The following is a 19,804-nucleotide window of genomic DNA, read 5'->3' as shown; positions in this document are numbered from 1 at the left end:
CAAAAGTGATTTCTGTCCTCGAGTTTGAGTGATTTTTACGGTCTACCCCGTAGAGTAATTCCCCATGCCTTCTAATTCTCCCTTTGATGAATACGCGCACCCCGCACCCCGCGGGGCGAAGCCGCGTGGCCGCAGTAAGGGGAAAAAGAAGTCCTCGAGAGGCTGTGGCTGCCTCGGTCTAACCTCCCTGGCGGTGCTGATCATCATTGGCACGGTTGGGGCGTTGGCTATGTTCACTGGACCCGTAATCCCGTCGTTGACCAAGAAGCCGATTCCGGATAATGTGCCGCCTGCTGCGGCTGAGCCACCGCCGATGATTGATGTCAACGCGCCCGGGCGCACCTCGGAACAGCTCCGACAGTGGGCGCAGCAGATTTCCCCGAAGACGGGTATTTCTGAGGACGCTCTCCGCGCCTACGGCAACGCATATGTGATTGCGGCAGAACAGTTCCCGAACTGCCACCTGGAGTGGAACACGCTTGCAGGACTGGGCAAAGTGGAGACTAATCACGGCACGTACTCGGGCAATTGGCTCAAGCCGGCTCATATCGGCGCCGATGGGGTAGTCAGTCCGACGATTATCGGTCCGCCGCTGGACGGCACGAGTGGGTTTGCTGAGGTTCTCGATACTGACAACGGCGAACTCGACGGTGACACAGAGTATGACCGCGCTGTGGGGCCGATGCAGTTTATTCCCGAGACCTGGCATCGTTTTGCGATGGATGCGTCTGGTGATGGTGTCGCCGACCCCAACAACATCGACGACGCAACTGCGACCACCGCACGGATGCTCTGCAGTGGGGAACGCGACCTCGCCACCCCGGAAGGGTGGGCATCTGCAATTCGCTCATATAACCAGTCTGAGCAGTATCTTCGCGATGTTCGGGACGCTGCGGCGAACTATGCGCTGAATCAGCCCGCATAGGGTGAAAAGGATTTAAGGCGAAGGTTGGCAAACCGTGCCACAATTGGAGTCATGTGCCGGAACGGTTCCGGCGGAAAGGTGACCTATGGCTGCAATCATCGAGTTGAACGCACGCGAAATTCTGGACTCCCGTGGTAACCCGACCGTTGAGGTTGAGGTGCTGTTGGAAGACGGCGCTGTGGGCCGCGCTGCGGTTCCGTCCGGTGCCTCCACCGGCGTTCATGAGGCACACGAGCTCCGCGATGGCGGAGACCGTTACCTGGGCAAGGGTGTCGAGAAGGCTGTCCGCGCTGTGCTCGAGGAGATTGAGGACGCAATTATTGGCCTCGAGGCTGAGGACCAGCGTCTGGTTGACAAGACCATGATTGAGCTGGACGGCACCGACAACAAGTCCCGCCTGGGTGCTAACGCAATCCTGGGTGTTTCCATGGCTGTTGCCAAGGCTGCTGCTGAGTCCGCTGGCCTGGATCTGTTCCGCTACGTCGGCGGCCCGAACGGTCACGTTCTGCCGGTTCCGATGATGAACATCCTCAACGGTGGCGCACACGCTGACTCCGGCGTTGACGTCCAGGAGTTCATGATTGCTCCGATTGGCGCCCCGACCTTCAAGGAAGCACTGCGCGTCGGTGCTGAGGTCTACCACGCACTCAAGAAGGTCATTAAGGACAAGGGCCTGTCCACTGGCCTCGGTGATGAGGGCGGCTTCGCTCCGTCGGTTGACTCCACCAAGGCTGCACTGGACCTGATTGTTGAGGCAATTGAGGCCGCAGGCTACAAGTTGGGCGACGATGTCGCTCTGGCTCTCGACGTCGCTTCTTCCGAGTTCTTCAAGGACGGCAAGTACCACTTCGAGGGCGGCGAGCACACCGCTGAGGAGATGGCAGCTGTCTACGCTGACCTGGTTGAGAACTACGCCATCGTCTCCATCGAGGATCCGCTGCAGGAGGATGACTGGGAGGGCTACACCACCCTGACTGCTCAGCTTGGTGACAAGGTCCAGATCGTCGGCGACGACTTCTTCGTCACCAACCCGAAGCGTCTGGCAGAGGGCATTGAGAAGAAGGCCGCTAACGCTCTGCTGGTCAAGGTCAACCAGATTGGTACCCTGTCCGAGACCTTCGAGGCCGTCGCAATGGCTCACAACGCCGGCTACAAGTCCATGATGTCCCACCGCTCCGGTGAGACTGAGGACACCACCATCGCTGACCTGGCTGTCGGCCTGAACTGTGGCCAGATCAAGACCGGTGCTCCGGCTCGCTCCGAGCGCGTTGCTAAGTACAACCAGCTGCTGCGCATCGAGGAGTACCTGGGTGACGCTGCTGTCTACGCTGGTCGCAGCGCATTCCCGCGTTTCAAGTAAAGAGCTGAGGCGCTGCGAAAGCTGCGTCTAGCACTGCCCGTCCGCACCACGCACGTGGTTGTGGGCGGGTTTTTGTTATTTCATCGGCTGGCGGTCGGGTAGAGTGTGGGGCATGAGTGCATCGGACCGATCTCGCCGCGGAACACAGTCGCGCCCTGCAGGGGCGGGGCAGCGTTCGGCAGCGGCAATCGCATCGGGAATGCGCTCGCTGAGCACGGCACAGAAGATCGGTATTGGTCTGCTGGTGCTTTTCTTAGTATCTGTTCTCGCAATTCCGCTGCGGACTTTTGCACAACAGCAGGCGGATGTAGCCGCAACGCAGGACAATATTGCTCGCATGGAACAGCGAATTAAGCAGTTAGAGGATGAAAAGGAGCTGTACTCCAACCCCGCCTATGTTAAGGAGCAGGCACGTCTGCGCCTGGGGCTGGTAGAGCCGGGGGAGACCCCATTCCGTATCCTCGATCCGGCCGTGGGCGAACAGCCTGTGACGCAGCCGGAGGAAATTCCGCAGCACCAGGCCAAGAAGTGGTACGAGACGCTGTGGGATTCCATTTCCATCCCGCCCGAACCCGAAGAGACTCGCCCTAATCCGGGGCGCGATCAGGCAACGAGGCCAGAGAGCTTGCCGACGGTACCGGAGTCCTAAACCTCCGTAGGGCTACCTGGGGCCTCTCGGTGAGGTTGCATGCGCGGCGGAGTGTGCCGTCGTAAAGCGAAGCAACGCGCTTGTAAGGCGACTGTGAGATTATGTGTCAGTAAAAACGGAAGCAAAAGGAGTGTGACCGATGTCTGTGGATACCGCAGATTTGGAAGTGATAGCGGAGCAGCTCGGACGTGAACCGCGCGGTGTAGTGGACATCTCTTACCGCAGCCCCGACGGCACTCCTGGTGTGGTCAAGACGAAGCCGCGCTTGGACGATGGCACTCCGTTTCCCACGCTCTTTTACCTAACTGATCCGCGACTCACCGCCGAGGCCTCTCGGTTGGAGACGACCGGCGTGATGAAAGAAATGACCGCGCGTCTGGAAAGCGACGAAGAGCTCGCCGCCGATTACCAGCGCGCGCACGAGGCGTTTCTGGCAGAGCGCAATGAGATGGAAGACCTGGGCACGGACTTCTCCGGTGGCGGCATGCCGACGCGCGTGAAGTGCCTCCACGTTCTTATTGCCTACGCGCTGGCCAAGGGGCCGAATCACTTCCGACTGGGTACTGAGTCGGTGGCGCTGGCGGCGGAGAACGAGAAGCTGCGCGGCACCGCGATTCCCGCAGATTGGCCCACGATTGCCGAGCTCGGTATTGCGTATCCGGGGGTGGAGGGATAAATGACGACCCTCGCTGCCGTCGACTGCGGCACTAATTCGCTTCGCCTGCTTATCAGCCGGGTCGAGGTTGTCGATGGAGTTCTCGAAATCACAGAACTGCACCGACTGATGGAAATCGTCCGCCTTGGCCAGGGCGTGGATGCCACTGGCATGCTGGCTCCAGAGGCGCTGGAGCGCGTGCGGGAGGCTCTGACGAAGTATGCGGAGCTTATGCAGGTCGAAAAAGTGCAAGCAGTCCGAATGGTGGCGACATCGGCGACACGCGACGCAAGCAACCGCGACGATTTCTTCGCCATGACCCGCGAGATTCTCGCTCCCTGGGGTGCAGAGGCCGAGGTTATTTCCGGCGACGAGGAAGCCGCGCTGTCCTTCCGCGGGGCGGTAGATGACTTGGAGCCCGAGCTCGGTCCGTATTGCGTCATTGACGTCGGCGGTGGCTCCACCGAGGTTATTGTCGGTGACCACGATGGTACGGTAGCCGGTTCTGATTCCGTGGCTATGGGCAGTGTGCGCTTGACCGAACGGTTCCTGCAGGCCTCGCCACCGACGGCGGAACAGGTCCAGGAGGCGCGTTCGTATGTTGCGGAGCTGGCCGACGAGATTGTTGCGAAGGTGCCTGTCGACAAGGCTCGCACCATCGTCGGCTGCGCCGGGACCTTCACCACGCTGTCGGCGCTGGCACAGGGGCTAGAAACCTACGACCCGGAGGCAATCCACCTGTCGCAGCTGCGCTTTGCGGCGTTGCGTGCGCTGACCGCGTCCGTGATTGAGACCGACGCGGAGTCCCTCGCTGCCAATCCCGTGATGCATCCGAAGCGCGCGGATGTCTTCGCCGGCGGTTCCATCATTGTGGACGGTCTGATGGACATGTTTGAGGCGCTGCCGCTTTCCGAGGCAGCGAAGGAAGAGCAGCGCTTTTTCTACATCAGCGAGAAGGATATCCTCGACGGAATTGTGGCGAGTTTGGTAGACACCCATATCGCCCATTAATCTTTCTTAGGGGCCCCTATAGCCCAATTGGCAGAGGCAGAGGACTTAAAATCCTTTCAGTGTGGGTTCGAGTCCCACTGGGGGCACCAAAAGGCCAGGTAGAAGCGATTTTCTACCTGGTTTTTTCATGCTTAGACTTAAAACTGTCCAAAAAATGTCCAAATAATAACCGGACTTGCTAGAGAAGTAGCAAGGTGTAACGCTGCTCGGCAGGTCGGAATCACGACCTAAAGATGTTGTCGGCACTCCTGGGGGTTATCTATCCGCTTCAACCGTTACGAGGTTCGTAACAGATGACTTCTTTCTGCACGGTCATCTTTGACCGGGAAGGTTCCCGGAGCCGGGAATATCTCCCGTGTGCGTGTGGGGCTTACAGTCGTGGGCAACTGTGTCGATAATCAACACGGATAGTTTCCGTGCGCATGTGGGGCTTACTCTCGTTGACCTGCACAAAACCCCTGTTCACAAATCGATTCTAAGCGGTTAAACGCGGGGAGCACGTATCCTAGCACCCTCCAAACGTTCACAGAGCCTCCTAGCGCAACACCCCGTAAAACACGCCAGAACCAACACACACGCCACAAGCCCCAAAACAGCACCCAACCACCAAACAAAACCCACAACCCGCCAAACACGCCCACGGGCACCAAAAACAGCCGGAGAGAGAGAAGCCCGATGCGGACGGGATGCGAGGGTAGGAAAAACCCGACCGCCTTAAGATTTCCGGGGTCGGGTCTCGGCGTCACCAAATGAATGGTTCTGTCCGGTGGAGGGCGGGGCGGGTGTTGTCTCTGGTGCCGTCGCCTCGTTGTTGGTTGCAGGTTGCGTGTAGTAAGCGGTCGGCGAGGTTGTTGTGTGCGCCGTATTGACCAAGAGCTCGTGAATGGTCTGCATGCAAAGGACGCTGATCCCAATTGAGTTTCGCGTCTCGATACATCGGCTTGCCACACCACCAACAAAGAGCGCCGTCGTGGTGTAGGTGCATGAGGCGTTTCCGGTTCTTTTTGTGGATACTGCCGCGGCCTTTTTGGTTCTCGGTCTGCCGCGGTTGCCTATTCATTGAAAGTAATCCTTTTGTTGATAGCGGAAAGACCCTCCGGGAAAAGGGTTCCTAGAGGGTCTTGCCTGGTTTGGTTGGGGTTAACGCACCCAATTGTTTCGCTGGCGTTCCTCCAACTGCTCAAGTGTCAGCGAATGCCCAATTTCAATGCGTGGAATCGCTGCCGCTGCGTTGAGAGCCTTCACAGTTGCTTCCTTGTCAGCGTTGTAGGCTGCAATCCAGTTTTCGCGCTGGGCTGCTGAAGCCTTACTTAGACGGATAGCTTGATCAACGACAGCTTCGGCTTCGAGTCGGTGCTGCTGTCGCTTCGATGCGAGACCAATGTCCATGTTGCGCTTCATTTCGTCCCAGACGTTCTTGTCGATGATGACGTTGTTGTCTGGATTGGTGATTGCGATTGCTTCGCGTGCTGCTGATGCCGCAATGCGCTGTACGTCTTCTTGGTTGAGTGAACTGTCGAGACGATTGGAATCTGCGTCGTGAGCTGATTCGGCTACTTCGAGAATCTTGGCGACAAAGTCATCGGCGGACGCCTCCGGGTCGAGACCGAGGGCGGCGTACATCGTGGCTACCTGGTCATTAGTGAAGGTGAGGTCACTGAGCAGGCCGTCCTTCTTGAGGGGGCGGGTATTGTCCTCGCCGTCCTCGGAGGGGGTGGGGGTACTGAAAAACAGGCGCTTAAAGTCAGGCATGGGAATCTCCTTAGTGAGCGAGGCTAATCAGCGCGTCGGTGTCAGCGTCGGCATCGTCAACGCACCAACCAACAATGTGGCTGTTGTCAGTGGCTTTAGTGGCCTTGCCAGCGTCACCAACGGTTACCGGGTCTCCTGCCTTCAGGCCGGTGGCGGCGGTGATGGTGACGATGCGGCCGGAGCCACGCGCAACACCAACGTGCTCGCCGGTGTCGGCGTCGTACTTAGCGACTCCGGCAACTGCCTTGCCTGGGGTGGCGGTGGCGACGCTGATAAGGCCGCTGGTGAGTCCCTTCGAGTAGGTGACGAGGGTCTTGCCTGTCACCTTGTCGGTGGCAACGGCGGTGAGGTCGGTGCCGGGGTTGAAGCGCTCTTGCATCTGATTGCGGAAGAACATTGGTTTACTCCTTAGAAAATTCGATTACCCCGATAGCGGACGGGGTAGTAATTCCCATGACCGGCATTGCGTATGCCTGTGTCCAGGTCTGTCGGTGTGCCTCATCTCGCCATGTGGTGACGGTCAGCGGCTCTTCGTACTTGACGAAACCGGCCTTGCCGGGGTCAACGAAGTAAGCCAGATCGTCGGCCACAAAGTTGGTGGAGATCAGGTCGAGGCCGAAGTCTTCGAGCATGGTGCCGAGGTCGGAGCCGTAGACCATTCGCAGGGTTGCCTTCATTGCCGGGGAGACGAGCATCTTGGTGTACTCGATGCCGAGCTCTTGCTGTTCGGCGACTGCGAACAGGTTGGCGATATGGGAGTGAGGGCGGTCGGCGGGTGCGGTGATGGTGGTTGGGTTGCCGTCGAGGACAACGTCCTTCCAGCCGGTGCCGGGGATTGCGAGGGTGTTGGTCTTGTGGGCATCACGGGCGGCTTCGATAGTTTCGATTGCTCGCTGGTTGAGCTTGCGCACAAGAGTGTTGGACAGGACGCGGACGTCGTTGTCGAAGTCGATTGCCTGGTTGCGTCGGCGTGCCTCGTCACTGGTGGCGAACTTACCGCCGTAGTCTTCGACGCGGGCGAGCTTCGCTTCCGGGCGCTCACGGTAGACGATGGTGTACTCGTCGCCTGGCATGCGCTGTGTCACGTCGTTGTCGGTGTAGAAGTTCTTCTCTGTGGTCTCCGAGTAAATCACAGCGCCACCCTGTACGGGCGAGTTGTCCTGTGAGAAGACGGTCTCGACAATGAGGTTCGGGGTTGCTAGTTCTGCGATTCGGTGCTCAATGATGGTTGGGTCATTGAGGACGGAATCAACGGTGATAGTGCGGTCGTTGAGATCTGCCGCTCCGGGGTAAAACATTTCACTTATCCTTCATTCGCAAGTTGACCATGTGCTCTACGGTGTCTCCTCCGAGACCCGTGAGGTATCCGACGAGCCATGCTCCGAGTAGTTCCGGGTCGCGGTACATCGGAACATGGAAGGCGATGTGAGAGGGGATCGTGAAGGCAATTCCCTTGGTTCCCTTATCATCGGCCTTGAGGTTGATATCAATTGGCGCCATGTCCATTGCTTCGCCGAAGCTCAACATCTTGTATGGCGGCCTGTTTTCGTTCTTTATGGGCATCGTTATTTCTCCAATAGATCGCGGATATCTTGAAGACTTGTCATTGCTGGCCATTCCGCTCCGAGAAGAGCGAGACCGGTAAGACAGAACCGGAATGTTCGGCCTTCGTGTTGGAAGTTGAGGGCGGCTTCGATACTGCGCTGTGGATAGGCTTTTGAGACGTTGTCGTACAACCAACGAGGAAGGTCTACGAGGTCTCCGAGCAGTACGTCGCCAGCCTCGCCGGTATGTAAATTGACCACACGCCCCAGGGAAGGAGAGCCGGAGAAACGTGGGTCAAAGTGTCCGAGGCGGACGGGGATAGCGGGTAGATGTGGTGCTGCTGCGACGGCGGAAGCAAGGTCGGCGCGGGTTATGGCGCATTGTCCTGTTTCTGCGTTCCAGGTGCCGACGCGGGCGAGCTCCACATCTGTGATTGAGCAATCACTCGCGGTAGTCGCGGAAGGCCACGACATCACTCCTGTTGAAGATCCAGAAGCCTTGAGGTTTGGAGCCGGGGAGCCTGCCTGCTCTGGCGAGAGCTCGGACGTTGGGCTCGCCACAACCCAAAATTTTGGCGGCTTCGGCGGAAGTGATTTGCTCATACTCCACAGTCTCGCCGGTGTCCTCAATTGGCTTTTGCGTTTTTACGTTGGCGTAAACGGCATTGGCGAAGGCAATCATGCTCGCCGGGATACTGGCGCCTTGACGGGCGAGAGCTGCGTTCGCTTCAAGTAGAGTTCTGGCGATTCTAGTTGCCTCTTCCGGCGTCAAGATGAAACACGACTCCTTGTAATGATGCATTCCTAAACGGCTCCTTCTAGTAGTCCAGACACACCGCGATGAGCTCCGGCTTCGTCAGACCGGCGGCGGGGATACCGAGGGCGGTGGCGTAGTCCTCCCATGCCTTTTTTGGTGCGGCCTTGCGAGGCGGTGCTGGTCGCTGCTCCTGTGGTGTCGGCTCGTCTGGTTCCTTGACAGCGGGCGCTTGGTGACGCGGCTCCGGTCGCTTAGTGGGCTGCTCGGCGGGGCTGGCTGATCCACTGCGGATAAGACGCTCGCCGGTGGTGGCCGTGGTGGTGAAGACGGTGCCCTTCTTAATGAGAGCGCCGTCGATGAAAATTGAAGTTAGTGCTGTGAGTTTCATTTAGTTCTCCTTGTTGTTGTCGAGCAGCGTTCCTGCCCAAAGTCCTTGTTTGTGGTCATTCTTGAGTTGGCCTGCAACCGTGGTGCATTGAGTGAAGACAGGGCACCTCCGGCACAGGTTGCGGGCTTGGTGGTGGCGGGCTTCGCGCTGCTCCGAGGTTTCGCCATGAATAGAGAGGTCGAATAGGGGAGCGTGGCCTTTGCAGGCGGCTCCGTCGAGTGAGGCGTCGGTGATGGGGCGGAGGCTTGCCGGCAGGCGCCTAACCTTCGGGAACGGTGGTGTCTTCACTCGTCGGCCTCCAGGAGGTCGGCAACAGCGTTGGCTAGCTGGATCATCTGGTCTTCGTCGAGCAACATTGCACCGTGTGGAGTGCCGAGGAACCACTTGGTTTTATCGCGTGAATCGGGGCGAAGAACGATGCTTAGCCTCTTCTTTGAATTGACTGTCCGGCACCTAATGTGACGCTTCACGACTACTTGGCTCCTTGTGCTAGTAGGTAGTTGCCCTTGAAGTCCTGGACGATGAGACCGTCTTCTTCGAGATGCTTCAAGGCGGGGTCGAGGTTGTTCTCGGGGTCGAGCTTGGTGGGGATTGAGCCGGTGAGCGCTCGCTTGGAGAGACCTACTTCTGGGCTAAGAGAAGAGAGAATGGTTGAGTACACGTCAGGATTGACCGACCTCTTAACACGCATGTCCCTACTGTCCCTACTAGGGTTCAGGGCGCTTTTTACAAGATGTTCTCGCTGGTCAGAGGTAGTTTTTGTAGTAGGGACACTATGATTTCCACTATTTGTAGTGGGGACACTGCATTTATGCAGGTCAGAGACAGTAGGGACAGTAGGGACACCTCTATACGCATTGGGAGACACAGTGTCCCGACTAGGCAGTGACCACAGCGCGGTTCGAGGCTTAGTCTGCGTGTAATCAGAGACGCCACCGAGTCGCTTAAAGGCACGCTGGACAGTCTTAGCAACCTTGAAGCCAGCCTTGGCCGCTTCCTCTAGGACAAGCTGGCGAGGTACTCCGTTCTTGCCTTCGAGGAAGTCTTCAAGCCAGACCTCACAGTCGGTGCGATCCATCTTGTCAACGTCGGAGTCTTCAGGTGCGAGAAGGTCGCTGATGCTTCGATTAGAGACACCGTCGAAAACGGCCTTGCCGACGGGAACGGTTTCGCCTTCGATTAGGACGTCAGCGGGCTCGATATGCGCGTCGAGAGTGACGGCATGCGGGGCTAAATTGTGCTTCGTCGTAGAAACAAGCAATTTGCCATCTTCGTCCTTGGCAACTGCGATAACAGAGCGTGCCACCTGGCTCCAGGCAATCGAGCCGGTAATCAACTTTCCTGTGTCTGCGGACTCTCGCTTACCGAAATGAACCAATCCAAGGAAGACACACCCTAGTTCGTCGGCAATCCGGTTCATTGGGTCGAGCATGCGTCGGACGGACTCATCACGGTTGCCGTCGATGCTGGAGGCCATTGCCGACTTCGCAGCGTCGAGGACAATCATGCCAATGTTGTTGTCTTCGATTACTTGGCGAAGATGTGGAAAGTGAGCGGGGAGGACGAGGCCTGATTCGATGGGGTCTTCGCCGTCGTACTGGAGTTCGATATCAAGGAAGTAGACACACTCAAGGTCCGCGTCGGCGGCTCGGAGGCGGGGAACAATCGTTGCTTCTCGGCTGTCCTCGGTGTGTAAATAGAGGACGTTTAGCGGCTCCTTGTTGTCAAGGTTGCCCAGGGTAGCGGCTGCGACCCATGCGCAGGCTACCGTTGATTTTCCGACGCCTTCGCGACCTCCGAGAAGGGTAAGGCCATTCCACGGGATCATGTTTTCAACGAGCCACTTGGTTTGCTTTGACTTCACTGTCGATGCCTGGACAAGATTAAAGACAGTCTTCGGTGTACGATTTGGGGCGGTCATTCTAGGCCACCTTCTTTAGGCGGCGGTGCGGGTGCTCGATACGCACAAACAGGTCAATCTCTGGTTGATAAATCTCCTGGAGTGAAGTCTGAATGGTCTCCAGCGGCGCGGTCTTCGTTTCCTTGGCAAGACGGGTAACGATTGCGCAAGTCTCGGCGCGAAACCTATCTTCACGAAGGCTCTTAGCGAGAGGGAATGCCATGTCTCCAGTGGACTGGTCGACAGCGATATCTAGGATTGCAAGCTGGACTCCACGGCCAAATTCTCCGTTCATTGAACCATTAGCGACCGACTGGTCTTGGAGAGCAAGGCAGAGTGCTTCGCGTCCGTCGATAGTGGTCAGGCCGGGAATCTCCAGCATGGTTTTGTAGACGATGCGGAAAGGTTCTGTGGTGAAGTCTTCTGCTTCGACGCTTTCCAGCGCCTGCCGGCGAAGGCCGGGGGCAAGGTCAAGGACTGCCGAGAGGAACTGTGTGCCTCGGTAGCTGGTCTTCTGTGAGGGGGAACTCACCAATCCTCCTAATACTCGGAGTCTGCATTTGAAGGGCGGATTGCAAAGGGCAATCCCCGCTCCCGGCCGGAGAATCGAACTCCGGCAAACGAACCATTCCGGGAAACCCTGCTTACCGTTGTGTCACAGCAGCGCTTAAACGCTTTCCGTTTTTACGGCGGCGTAAATCAGGTGAGTGACGTCGAGGTGTGCGAGCAGGGTGGCCGCGTCCTCAACAAGTGCTGTGTCGGCTTCGTCGAGAAGCTGGTCGCAAACAATGGCGGTCACTTTTCGGCCTCCCATCGGTCGGCCAGATCCAGCGCCAGATCTGCCGGAATGAGGAACTTCGGCCAATGGCCTTCCATGTCCTTTTCCAGGTCTCGGATATGCCTACAGGCCGGGCATGGGTAGTACTCGGCGGATAGCGGTACACCGTCGCTATCGACCTTCACGGGAGTTGACCACTGGCGGGCAATGAACTTTCCACACGCGGTGTGGTCGCCTGCCTCGGTCTGGCGGACGATGGTGTGTGACGCGATCCTGCGACGTCGCCTTTTCGATTTCGTCCCCGTCTTCTTATCGGAGATATGTTCGAAATCTGTGTTATTCTTGTTGTGCATCTTTCGAGATGTTCCTTCCGTCTCCTGGTTCGGGATTGGGTAGAGGATTAGCGTCTTACCGTGTCGGCGGTGAGGCGCTTTTTCTTATTTCCGGGTGGCCAGCATTGCCATGACTGCCTTTTCTCCCTGTTCTGTCAGGTACTTCATGGCAGTGCCGAAGGAGTCTTTCGCAATATGCTTGAGGAGCGTGTCCTTGCCGAAGTGGGCAATCATGCCGTCGAGCATTTCTTCCTTATTGATGTTGGGAGCGAAGTCGTAGGACTCGCCCTTAATGACGTCGATGTAGTCGGCGAGTACTCGACGAAATACGGGCTCGATGCGCTCGACGAGGATCTCCTGTACTTCGAGCTCCCACGGGGCGCCTTCCGGCGAGCGGTCTGGCATGTGCTCCAGAATGAGCGGGAGCGTTTCGACAGTGGTCAGGAGAATGTAGGAGTTGGCGTAGTTGGACATTGGTTCTTCCTTCCTGGGGGTTAGTTGTCTTCGTCGTGGGTGGCGGCTTCGTAGTCGGCGTTAGCGATTCGGAAGTCGATGAGAGTACCGGCGACAGCTTCGTCGGCATTGACGTTTTCGCCGTTCTCGGCTGCTCGGAGGACAGCGAGGGCGAGGGTTATGGCGGCGTCGGCGCGGAAGAGGGCGAGCTCTTCGGTGGTGTACTGGTTCGGCATTGTGGTTCTCCTTTTTGGTTAGGCGGCGTCGGCGGGTAGTTCGTCGAGGCCGAGCAGGTCGAGCAGCGGCTTCGCAGGTACTGCGTAGCGGCCACCAATTCGAATGATCGGGACGGGGAAGTCTCCATCTCGGATAGCCGCGTATGCGGTGGACTCGCCGATTCGTAAAGCGCGTGCAGCCTCTCGGACAGTGAAAACGGTTGGTTGAGTTCTCATGTGATACCTCCAGTTCAACAAACACGGGAGAATTCAACAACATGTTTAACTTAACACGATAGCGGGAATTCCTGCAACACTTTGTTGAAAATTCCCGAAAATGGCTGATAGGTTTGGTTCATGTCTTTTGCCGATGAAGAGTCCAGGCTTATCAGGAGAATGACCGAAAAACGCCTTGAAAAAGGCTGGTCACAGAACGAATTTGCTCGAAAACTTCAGGAAGTCGGACTTAACTGGAAACAGCCGACAGTAGATCGAGTAGAAAAGGGAACTCGACCGCTGCGCTTCACAGAAGCTTTAGCGATAGCGAAGTTTTTCGGCGAGACGGTCGAGTCAATGAGTGCACCGGAGGAATTCACGCGGTGGCAACTCTTAGTTAGAGAAGCGGCCGTAGCGATGCTTGCCGAGCGGCTCGTTCACTATCAATGGGAAAATGAGAGTATGGAAGAGCGGGTCATCGAAATCTATGGCCGCTCTGTTTATGAAGATCTACCTAAGTCGGTGGCTAAGTGGGTTGATTGGATTAGCCACAAATCGCCAACAACGCAAGCCTCACTTGCGCTTTACGACCATGACTTTGACCTGTACGAGGCGGCGGCGCAGGAATCGGGGAGAATCTTTGTATCGTCTATGCATTCAGTTCCGAAGTAGAGACACCATCGCCGTGACAGCTCCTTTAGTAGGCCTTGCGCAATCATCAGTGTTGTTTCTACAGGGTGTGTCGAAAGCGTCGAAAGTGTAGAAAACACAGGTCAACACACATAAATAGTTTTCGACAGGCGTGTCGAAAGTGTCGAAAAGGAACCACCACAATGGCACGAGGCAGACCAGCACTCACACCAGGAACCTGGGGCGAGATAAACCTAAAACCAGTCGCAACCGACAAAGACGGAAAACCAACCCGCTGGGAAGCAGACACGCGGCTACGACTCACAACAGGTGAAACCGTCAGAGTCCGAGCACGCGGACAATCAGCAAACAAAGCCAAAACCGCACTGAAGCAACGATGCGCACAAAGACTCGAAGAGCACACCGACCACGCGGAATTATCCTCGACAAGCACCTTCTCGAAACTGCTCGACGAATACCTAGCCGTCAAAAAGACCGACGGCACCAAACCGCAATCCGTCGATAGATACACCGACGTCATCGAAAAGCATCTGAAGCCCACCCTCGGAGCGCTAAGGCTCAACGAGATAACGCCCCTCGTTATGGATCAGTGGCTTCACTCGTCTAAGCGTCGCAACGTCCAGCAGTGCAGAACAGTCCTCAACGGAGCGTTTGGGCTCGCTGCTCGTTACCGTCTCATCGGCCATAACCCAATGAAAGATGTTCGGCCGCTGAAGACGGCCAAGAAAGAGGTCAATCGACTTACATCTGAAGAAGTAACAGAGTTCCTTAAAGACCTGCGAAAAAGCGATTACGAATACGTTTACGAGGTGTGCGTCCTAGCGCTGCTCACAGGGTTTAGAGCAGGGGAGTTGTTAGCGCTCAACTTCAGCGACATTGACGAGGAAAAAGACCCGCCTGTCCTTACTCTCAATGCAACGATTAGTTACTCGAAGGCAACGGGGAACATTCGCCAGGAGCACGGCAAGACCGATGCGGCCACACGCTCAATCTCGCTAGCGCCGAAGGCAATGGAGATTATTCGAAAGAACAAGGAGCGCCACGGCGAATATCTCCCGATGGTGTTTCCGTCAGCGACGGGAACGTACAGGTGGGAGAACAATTTCAACGAAGATTTTCGGACGGCACGCGGCGAGCGGTGGAAGAACGTCACGATCCACACGCTTCGACGGACGTTTAGCAGCGTAGGCAAAGGCAACCTCGACCCGTGGTCTCTTGCTGTTGCGATGGGACATGCCGACAGCTCGATTACCGAGAAGTTCTACATCGCACGTGACGCGGTGGACGTTGCAGCATTCGCAGACCAGCTAATCCCAGATAAGGACAAGGAAGTGTAACGCGGCGGGAACTGTCCAAAAAATGTCCAAATAATAACCGGAATTACCGAATACGGGCAAAACTAGACGGGTTAACTAGACCATTGACCTGGAATAATAGGAATCTTGGTCAGTGGCAGGAACCAACATTATCGCCCTTTAACACCCTTTCAGTGTGGGTTCGAGTCCCACTGGGGGCACCAAAAGGCCAGGTCAGAGAGTTTTCTGACCTGGCCTTTTGCTATTTGTGCGCGCTACATGCGGATTACGGCAGGACGTTGAACTTCTTGCCGAGGACAAGTGCCGTGTTGAACACCTTCGAGTACAGCTCACGCGGCATCTGCGGCATCGATACCGGGGAAAGACGCTGCACGGTCACCGTCTGCTCATCGGTGTACTTCAACAAACCGCCCGCTGCTTGACGACGGCCCACACCCGAATCCTTGAAACCACCCATCGGGGCATCGACAGACGCGAAGGCCGCAGCAAAACCATCGTTGACATTGACAGTGCCGGCCTCAAGCTGTGGAGCCAGCTCCTTTGCGCGACGCGGGGAGGTCCACAGCGAAGCGTTGAGGCCATAACGGGAATCGTTGGACTTGGCGATAGCCTCGTGGACATCCGAGACGCGCTGGAGGACTACCACCGGTCCGAATACCTCTTCGGTCAGCAGGGCGACGCCCTCCGGGACGTCGGTAAGCACGGTCGGCTCGTAGAACAGCGGTCCCAGATCCGGGCGAGGACGACCACCGGTCAGCACGGTGGCGCCGGCCTCGATGGCCTCGTCGACCATGGACTTGACGATGTCGAACTGGCCCTGCGACTGCAGACAGCCCATCTCGGTTTCCCACTCGTAGCCAGCGCCGATGGACATTGCCTTCACGCGGTCGGTGAATGCCGGGACGAACTCGTCCCAGACGGAGTCCACGACATAAATTCGCTCAATGGATACACACAGGTGACCGGAGTTGGTGAAGCAGCCAATGCGTGCGCCCTCGACCGCGCGGTTGATGTTGGCATCTTCAGCGACAATCAGCGGGTTCTTGCCGCCGAGCTCCGCGGAGAAACTGATCAGGCGTTCGCCGCACTGCTGTGCCAGCGAGCGGCCGGTCTCGGAGGAGCCGGTGAACATCAGGAAGTCACACTGGCCGACAATGCCCTGGCCGACAACGCGACCGGGTCCTGGAATGACCTGGAAGAGATCCTCCGGAAGGCCAGCGCGGTAGAGCAAATCGACAGCGAAGAGAGCGGTAAACGGAGTGGTGCTGTCCGGCTTGAGCACGATGGCGTTACCGGCCATCAGTGCAGCCAGCGCATCGGAAACCGCGAGGGTCAGCGGGTAGTTCCACGGAGCAATAACACCGACGACGCCCTTTGGGTGGTGGTAGACGGTGGTCTTGGAAAGTACCGGGACCGCGCCGTGCGCTCGCTTCGGCTCAAGCAGTTTCGGGCCCTGATTGCCGTAGTAGCGGGCGGTGATAGCGGTGTGTACGAGCTCCTCGTGGGCACTGGCGCGGTTTTTACCGGTCTCGGCCTGCAGCAGGTCCAGCACCTGGTCGCAGTGGGTAAAGAGCAGGTCGTGGAAGTGGTGCAGCACTTCGCCGCGCTTTTCCGGCGCCATGCGGGCCCACTTCTTCTGCGCGGCACGGGCACGCTTGAAGGCCTCGTCGACATCGGCCTGGGTACCGACAGGAATCTGCGCCAGCTCCTGGCCGGTAAATGGTGCCGAGATAGTGGCGGTCTTCGACTTATCAGCTACCGTGACGCGCTGAAGAAGGCGGGCAACGAGCTCGTCGTTAAGCGGATTGCGGATGGTAGTTCGGTTTGTCGTAGCAGTAGATGCTGTCATGGCACAGATACTACTGTTGCGCGGCGCCCCGAGATAGTAAATTTGGCAAAACTACAAAAACTTAGAAAACTTTAGTAAGTAGTCCAGCCCATCCGACGGTTGCGGTCCGGGTCGCGCGGGCCATCGTTGCCGAACTCGAACGGTTCGTGGCCGTCGACATCGCCGTAGCGCATCTCCGGGTCATCATCCAGATCGTCGTCGACGTCGATGTCCGGCTTTTCCTCGGCCAACCGCTTGCCGAGAGTGTCATGCGGAGAAGCGCCCCGCCAGCGGTCCGGCGGATCCATTACATAATTCTCGCCATCACCGGTGAGGAAGTCGCCATCGAGTCCCTCTGAGCCATCGAGCGTGGTCTCGTCGAAATCACCAGTGGTATCCGGATCGTAGTCAAGGCCATCAGACATCTTGACCAACCTCCTGTTTCATAATCACTCATGTGGTGCCCACGCCTGGCGACTGTGAGTTTTTCCGCGATTACAAAATCACCGCCAGCAGGCGAGGAATTACCTTGATACTAACTGTTTTTCAGGGTTGGGAACAATACCTTTACATCGCCCGTTGTAGAAAGTGTAGGCAAACGTAAGCGCGTGTGCCTGAATACAAAACGTAAGAAAAACTGAGAAAAGAAAGAAGGACGACGTGCGCGAAAGCAGCAATCCTGCATTCAGTTCACTTACTAAGACCGTCGCCCGCGGACAGGCGGGCGCACATCACTACGGCCAAGGTCAGATGGGCGCTGGCTACGGGGATAACCCGTACCAGTCGCAGGTTGCCGCCGACTACCGTCCGATGACGGTCGACGATGTCGTTTCCAAGACCGGCATCACGCTGGCAACCATCATCGTTTTGGCTGCGGTCAATTTCTTCATTGCCGTCAGTGTCTCCACCAGCCTGGCCATGATTCTGACCATTGTCGGCGCCATCGGTGGTCTGATTACTGTTTTGGTTTCCACCTTCGGCAAGAAGTACGGCTCCGCGCCGGTTACCCTCACCTACGCGGCCTTCGAGGGCCTCTTCGTCGGTGGCATCAGCTTCATGTTCACTGCTCCAATTCAGGGCGTTGCCGCTGGTGCGCTGATTATGCAGGCCGTGCTGGCTACCCTGGGTGTCTTCATCGGTATGCTCTTCGTCTACAAGTCGGGCGCTATCCGCGTGACCCCGAAGTTCACCCGTTTTATGAGTGCGGCTCTGATTGGTGTCCTGGTCCTCATGCTGGGCAACCTGGTGCTCTCCCTGTTCGGCCTGGGCTTCCCGCTGCGTGACGGCGGCATGCTGTCGATCATCTTCTCTCTGGTCTGCATCGGCCTGGCAGCCTTCAGCTTCCTGATTGACTTCGATCAGGCTGATCGCCTGGTTCGCGCTGGCGCTCCGGCTCAGTACGCCTGGGGTGTCGCCCTCGGTCTGGCTGTGACCCTGGTCTGGCTCTACACCGAGATTCTGCGTCTGCTGTCCTACTTCAGGGACTAAACGCTAGAAAACTAACTAACGCACAAGCGCCGGGTAGCCCGTTATTACGGGTTGGCCGGCGCTTTGTTGTTGGCAGTCGACGTATTGACCGATAGGGCTGTGCAGTGTGACGTCGTAAAGCGCGATATCGAAGCGGGAGAGGGCACAAAAAATGGACCGATAGGCCATATGGGCTTCTATCGGTCCAAGAATCGGGCACTGTGGCCCGAAGTTGCCGCCTGGGTTGAGGCGGTCTAACGCCGGGAGCGCTTAGGCGTCCATCTCCGGGTCGTACGGCTCAGCCTTGACCACAGTGACAGACACTTCGTCGCCGCTCGGGGAAGCGTAAGTGCGGGTCTCGCCCTCCTTAGCGCCGACCAGAGCCTTGCCCAGCGGGGAATCGGTGGAGTAGGTCTCCAGGTTCGGGTTGGAGGAGTCAGCGCCACGGGTACCGATGAGGAAGGTCTCGGTGTCGTCTTCGTCGCCGTCGTAGTAGACGTGGACCACGGTGCCGACCAGAGCCACACCGGACTCCTGTGGAATCTCGCCGACGGTGGCGCGCTGCAGCAGGTCTTCGAGGTAGCGGATGCGTGCCTCTTCCTGTCCCTGCTGCTCGCGGGCGGCATCGTAGCCGGCGTTTTCCTTCAAGTCGCCCTCTTCGCGACGCTCGTTAATCTCGGCGGCGATGACCGGGCGGTTTTCATATAGCGCCTCAAGCTCGGCCTTGAGCTTGTCGTAGGACTCCTGGGTGAGCCATGGGCTATTGTTCTTTGCCTCAGTCATGGTTCCTCCTGTGTTTTTGGCTATTTAATACAAAAGCGGCCCCGCGTGGGGCCGTCGGCTGCGTCACAGGATAGCACTGTCACGCCACATGGCAATAACAGGCGCGTCGGAGTGTTGTCGCGCACGCTTTACGACGTGCCCCCGCAGCGCATGATCCTCAGTCGCGAAGGGAGATTACTTCGCAGGTGCGAGGAACTCCGGAATGTCGGTGGAGCAGCCATAGACATCGCCTGCGACGGCCAGCTCGCGGGTGGCAATGGGGACGTCCATCCGCACGGTAGCGGGGCCGCCGCCCGGGATGAATACGTCGCGACGCCCGACCTCTGCCACGTCATAGTTCAGCGCATAGATAATGCAGTAGCTATCCAGCTCCGGCTTTTCGCGGGTGACGTCCAGCGTGAAGATGAACTGCTCATCTTCCTTACCTGGAGTGCGGCTCCAGCCCGCTTGCGTTGCAGAGACATCCGGGGCGGAGACGCGGTTCATCTGAACGAAGATGTATGCGCCGGCGATGACGAGCATGCCAACAATAGCGATGACAACCAATTTTGCGGGGAGAGTGCGACTGTTGTCCCCATAGCGCTCGCGCTCTCGCTTCGGCGCTGCGGTATTTCGGGTGTTTCGCTCCGAACTTTCAGCCATGCTTTTTAGCCTATCGGAGTTCTCGGTCGACGTGGTAAAATGTTGACAGTTAAACAATCTTTCTGGTGTGGCGCGGTGTCCTGCTGCTATGTCGTTCCACCGAGTAGCGATGCTGCGTGGTCATATGATGGTGCAGCGCTATAGTGGGGCGGTATTGAAACGGTGCTGGAGTAGCATCGTTG

The 19,804-nt window shown here is 57.5% G+C and carries 27 protein-coding genes and 1 tRNA gene; 9 read left to right on the top strand and 19 right to left on the bottom strand.

What is annotated here, in order from left to right; genetic code table 11:
* Positions 1–64 precede the first annotated feature (64 nt).
* The 6 genes from QP995_RS08830 (at position 65) to QP995_RS08805 (ending at position 4,689) form a co-directional block, all read left to right on the top strand.
* Positions 65–925: a lytic transglycosylase domain-containing protein gene (locus QP995_RS08830; protein WP_049172246.1), complete on the top strand. Its 861-nt coding sequence runs from the start codon at positions 65–67 to the stop codon at positions 923–925.
* Positions 926–1,010: 85 nt separating this feature from the next.
* On the top strand, positions 1,011–2,285 hold the full coding sequence (gene eno / locus QP995_RS08825) for a phosphopyruvate hydratase (protein WP_048733955.1): 1,275 nt from the start codon (positions 1,011–1,013) through the stop codon (positions 2,283–2,285).
* Between the two features lie 112 nt (positions 2,286–2,397).
* Positions 2,398–2,934 carry an FtsB family cell division protein gene (locus QP995_RS08820; RefSeq protein ID WP_048733957.1) on the top strand — a complete coding sequence of 179 codons (537 nt, stop codon included), beginning with the start codon at positions 2,398–2,400 and terminating at the stop codon, positions 2,932–2,934.
* Between the two features lie 139 nt (positions 2,935–3,073).
* The gene (locus QP995_RS08815) at positions 3,074–3,610 is read left to right on the top strand and encodes a DUF501 domain-containing protein (protein WP_048733959.1); all 537 of its coding nucleotides are present in this window, start codon (positions 3,074–3,076) and stop codon (positions 3,608–3,610) included.
* Complete coding sequence (locus tag QP995_RS08810; RefSeq protein WP_049172251.1) at positions 3,611–4,600, top strand: Ppx/GppA phosphatase family protein; 990 nt, start codon at positions 3,611–3,613, stop codon at positions 4,598–4,600.
* A gap of 12 nt (positions 4,601–4,612) precedes the next feature.
* Positions 4,613–4,689, top strand: a tRNA-Leu gene (locus QP995_RS08805).
* A gap of 1,051 nt (positions 4,690–5,740) precedes the next feature.
* Here the strand turns inward: QP995_RS08805 and QP995_RS08800 are convergent.
* From QP995_RS08800 to QP995_RS08730, 15 genes are all read right to left on the bottom strand, one after another.
* A complete protein-coding gene (locus QP995_RS08800; RefSeq protein WP_284853126.1) occupies positions 5,741–6,352 on the bottom strand; it encodes a hypothetical protein in 612 nt (203 codons plus the stop codon).
* A gap of 10 nt (positions 6,353–6,362) precedes the next feature.
* Positions 6,363–6,749 (bottom strand): capsid cement protein, encoded by a 387-nt coding sequence (locus tag QP995_RS08795; RefSeq protein ID WP_284853125.1) that lies wholly within the window; start codon positions 6,747–6,749, stop codon positions 6,363–6,365.
* Positions 6,750–6,753: 4 nt separating this feature from the next.
* The gene (locus QP995_RS08790; RefSeq protein ID WP_284853124.1) at positions 6,754–7,650 is read right to left on the bottom strand and encodes a major capsid protein; all 897 of its coding nucleotides are present in this window, start codon (positions 7,648–7,650) and stop codon (positions 6,754–6,756) included.
* A 1-nt stretch (position 7,651) separates the two neighbouring features.
* A complete protein-coding gene (locus tag QP995_RS08785) occupies positions 7,652–7,915 on the bottom strand; it encodes a hypothetical protein (protein WP_284853123.1) in 264 nt (87 codons plus the stop codon).
* Positions 7,916–8,338: 423 nt separating this feature from the next.
* Positions 8,339–8,698 (bottom strand): helix-turn-helix domain-containing protein, encoded by a 360-nt coding sequence (locus QP995_RS08780; RefSeq protein ID WP_284853122.1) that lies wholly within the window; start codon positions 8,696–8,698, stop codon positions 8,339–8,341.
* A 16-nt stretch (positions 8,699–8,714) separates the two neighbouring features.
* The gene (locus QP995_RS08775) at positions 8,715–9,041 is read right to left on the bottom strand and encodes a hypothetical protein (protein WP_284853121.1); all 327 of its coding nucleotides are present in this window, start codon (positions 9,039–9,041) and stop codon (positions 8,715–8,717) included.
* Positions 9,042–9,329 carry a WhiB family transcriptional regulator gene (locus QP995_RS10880; RefSeq protein ID WP_350309320.1) on the bottom strand — a complete coding sequence of 96 codons (288 nt, stop codon included), beginning with the start codon at positions 9,327–9,329 and terminating at the stop codon, positions 9,042–9,044.
* Positions 9,326–9,511 carry a hypothetical protein gene (locus tag QP995_RS08765; protein ID WP_070856004.1) on the bottom strand — a complete coding sequence of 62 codons (186 nt, stop codon included), beginning with the start codon at positions 9,509–9,511 and terminating at the stop codon, positions 9,326–9,328. Before QP995_RS08765 ends, QP995_RS10880 begins: the two co-directional genes overlap by 4 nt.
* A 2-nt stretch (positions 9,512–9,513) precedes the next feature.
* Positions 9,514–10,962 (bottom strand): AAA family ATPase, encoded by a 1,449-nt coding sequence (locus tag QP995_RS08760; protein ID WP_284853119.1) that lies wholly within the window; start codon positions 10,960–10,962, stop codon positions 9,514–9,516.
* A gap of 1 nt (position 10,963) precedes the next feature.
* The gene (locus QP995_RS08755) at positions 10,964–11,473 is read right to left on the bottom strand and encodes a hypothetical protein (RefSeq protein WP_284853118.1); all 510 of its coding nucleotides are present in this window, start codon (positions 11,471–11,473) and stop codon (positions 10,964–10,966) included.
* Between the two features lie 135 nt (positions 11,474–11,608).
* Positions 11,609–11,740 (bottom strand): hypothetical protein, encoded by a 132-nt coding sequence (locus QP995_RS08750; RefSeq protein ID WP_284853117.1) that lies wholly within the window; start codon positions 11,738–11,740, stop codon positions 11,609–11,611.
* Positions 11,737–12,072, bottom strand: coding sequence for a hypothetical protein (locus tag QP995_RS08745; protein WP_284853116.1), 336 nt, complete (start codon positions 12,070–12,072; stop codon positions 11,737–11,739). The genes QP995_RS08750 and QP995_RS08745 overlap by 4 nt, the downstream gene beginning before the upstream one ends.
* An 84-nt stretch (positions 12,073–12,156) precedes the next feature.
* Entirely contained in the window at positions 12,157–12,525 is a 369-nt protein-coding gene (locus tag QP995_RS08740) for a hypothetical protein (RefSeq protein ID WP_284853115.1), read from the bottom strand.
* 20 nt (positions 12,526–12,545) lie between these two features.
* Positions 12,546–12,740 carry a hypothetical protein gene (locus tag QP995_RS08735; RefSeq protein WP_284853114.1) on the bottom strand — a complete coding sequence of 65 codons (195 nt, stop codon included), beginning with the start codon at positions 12,738–12,740 and terminating at the stop codon, positions 12,546–12,548.
* Positions 12,741–12,758: 18 nt separating this feature from the next.
* The gene (locus QP995_RS08730; protein WP_070856010.1) at positions 12,759–12,956 is read right to left on the bottom strand and encodes a helix-turn-helix transcriptional regulator; all 198 of its coding nucleotides are present in this window, start codon (positions 12,954–12,956) and stop codon (positions 12,759–12,761) included.
* 120 nt (positions 12,957–13,076) lie between these two features.
* Here QP995_RS08730 and QP995_RS08725 point away from each other — a divergent pair, with 120 nt between their 5' ends.
* Together QP995_RS08725 and QP995_RS08720 are read left to right on the top strand one after the other, a co-directional pair.
* A complete protein-coding gene (locus tag QP995_RS08725) occupies positions 13,077–13,607 on the top strand; it encodes a helix-turn-helix domain-containing protein (protein WP_284853113.1) in 531 nt (176 codons plus the stop codon).
* A gap of 161 nt (positions 13,608–13,768) precedes the next feature.
* A complete protein-coding gene (locus QP995_RS08720; RefSeq protein WP_284853112.1) occupies positions 13,769–14,923 on the top strand; it encodes a tyrosine-type recombinase/integrase in 1,155 nt (384 codons plus the stop codon).
* Positions 14,924–15,167: 244 nt separating this feature from the next.
* Here the strand turns inward: QP995_RS08720 and QP995_RS08715 are convergent, their stop codons facing one another.
* Entirely contained in the window at positions 15,168–16,751 is a 1,584-nt protein-coding gene (locus QP995_RS08715) for a succinic semialdehyde dehydrogenase (protein WP_048733962.1), read from the bottom strand.
* Positions 16,752–16,822: 71 nt separating this feature from the next.
* Positions 16,823–17,155 carry a hypothetical protein gene (locus QP995_RS08710; protein ID WP_048733964.1) on the bottom strand — a complete coding sequence of 111 codons (333 nt, stop codon included), beginning with the start codon at positions 17,153–17,155 and terminating at the stop codon, positions 16,823–16,825.
* A 235-nt stretch (positions 17,156–17,390) separates the two neighbouring features.
* Here QP995_RS08710 and QP995_RS08705 point away from each other — a divergent pair, with 235 nt between their 5' ends.
* Positions 17,391–18,218 (top strand): Bax inhibitor-1/YccA family protein, encoded by an 828-nt coding sequence (locus QP995_RS08705; protein ID WP_048733966.1) that lies wholly within the window; start codon positions 17,391–17,393, stop codon positions 18,216–18,218.
* A 249-nt stretch (positions 18,219–18,467) separates the two neighbouring features.
* On the opposite strand, the gene greA is transcribed toward QP995_RS08705, so the two are convergent.
* Together greA and QP995_RS08695 are read right to left on the bottom strand one after the other, a co-directional pair.
* On the bottom strand, positions 18,468–18,980 hold the full coding sequence (gene greA / locus QP995_RS08700) for a transcription elongation factor GreA (protein ID WP_048733968.1): 513 nt from the start codon (positions 18,978–18,980) through the stop codon (positions 18,468–18,470).
* A 174-nt stretch (positions 18,981–19,154) separates the two neighbouring features.
* Positions 19,155–19,622 (bottom strand): DUF4307 domain-containing protein, encoded by a 468-nt coding sequence (locus QP995_RS08695; protein WP_070566587.1) that lies wholly within the window; start codon positions 19,620–19,622, stop codon positions 19,155–19,157.
* Positions 19,623–19,804: the final 182 nt, after the last annotated feature.

Source organism: Corynebacterium sp. MSK032 (assembly GCF_030232065.1).
GTDB classification, from domain to species: Bacteria; Actinomycetota; Actinomycetes; order Mycobacteriales; family Mycobacteriaceae; genus Corynebacterium; species Corynebacterium jeikeium_D.
This window is presented reverse-complemented; position numbering and strand designations above follow the sequence as displayed.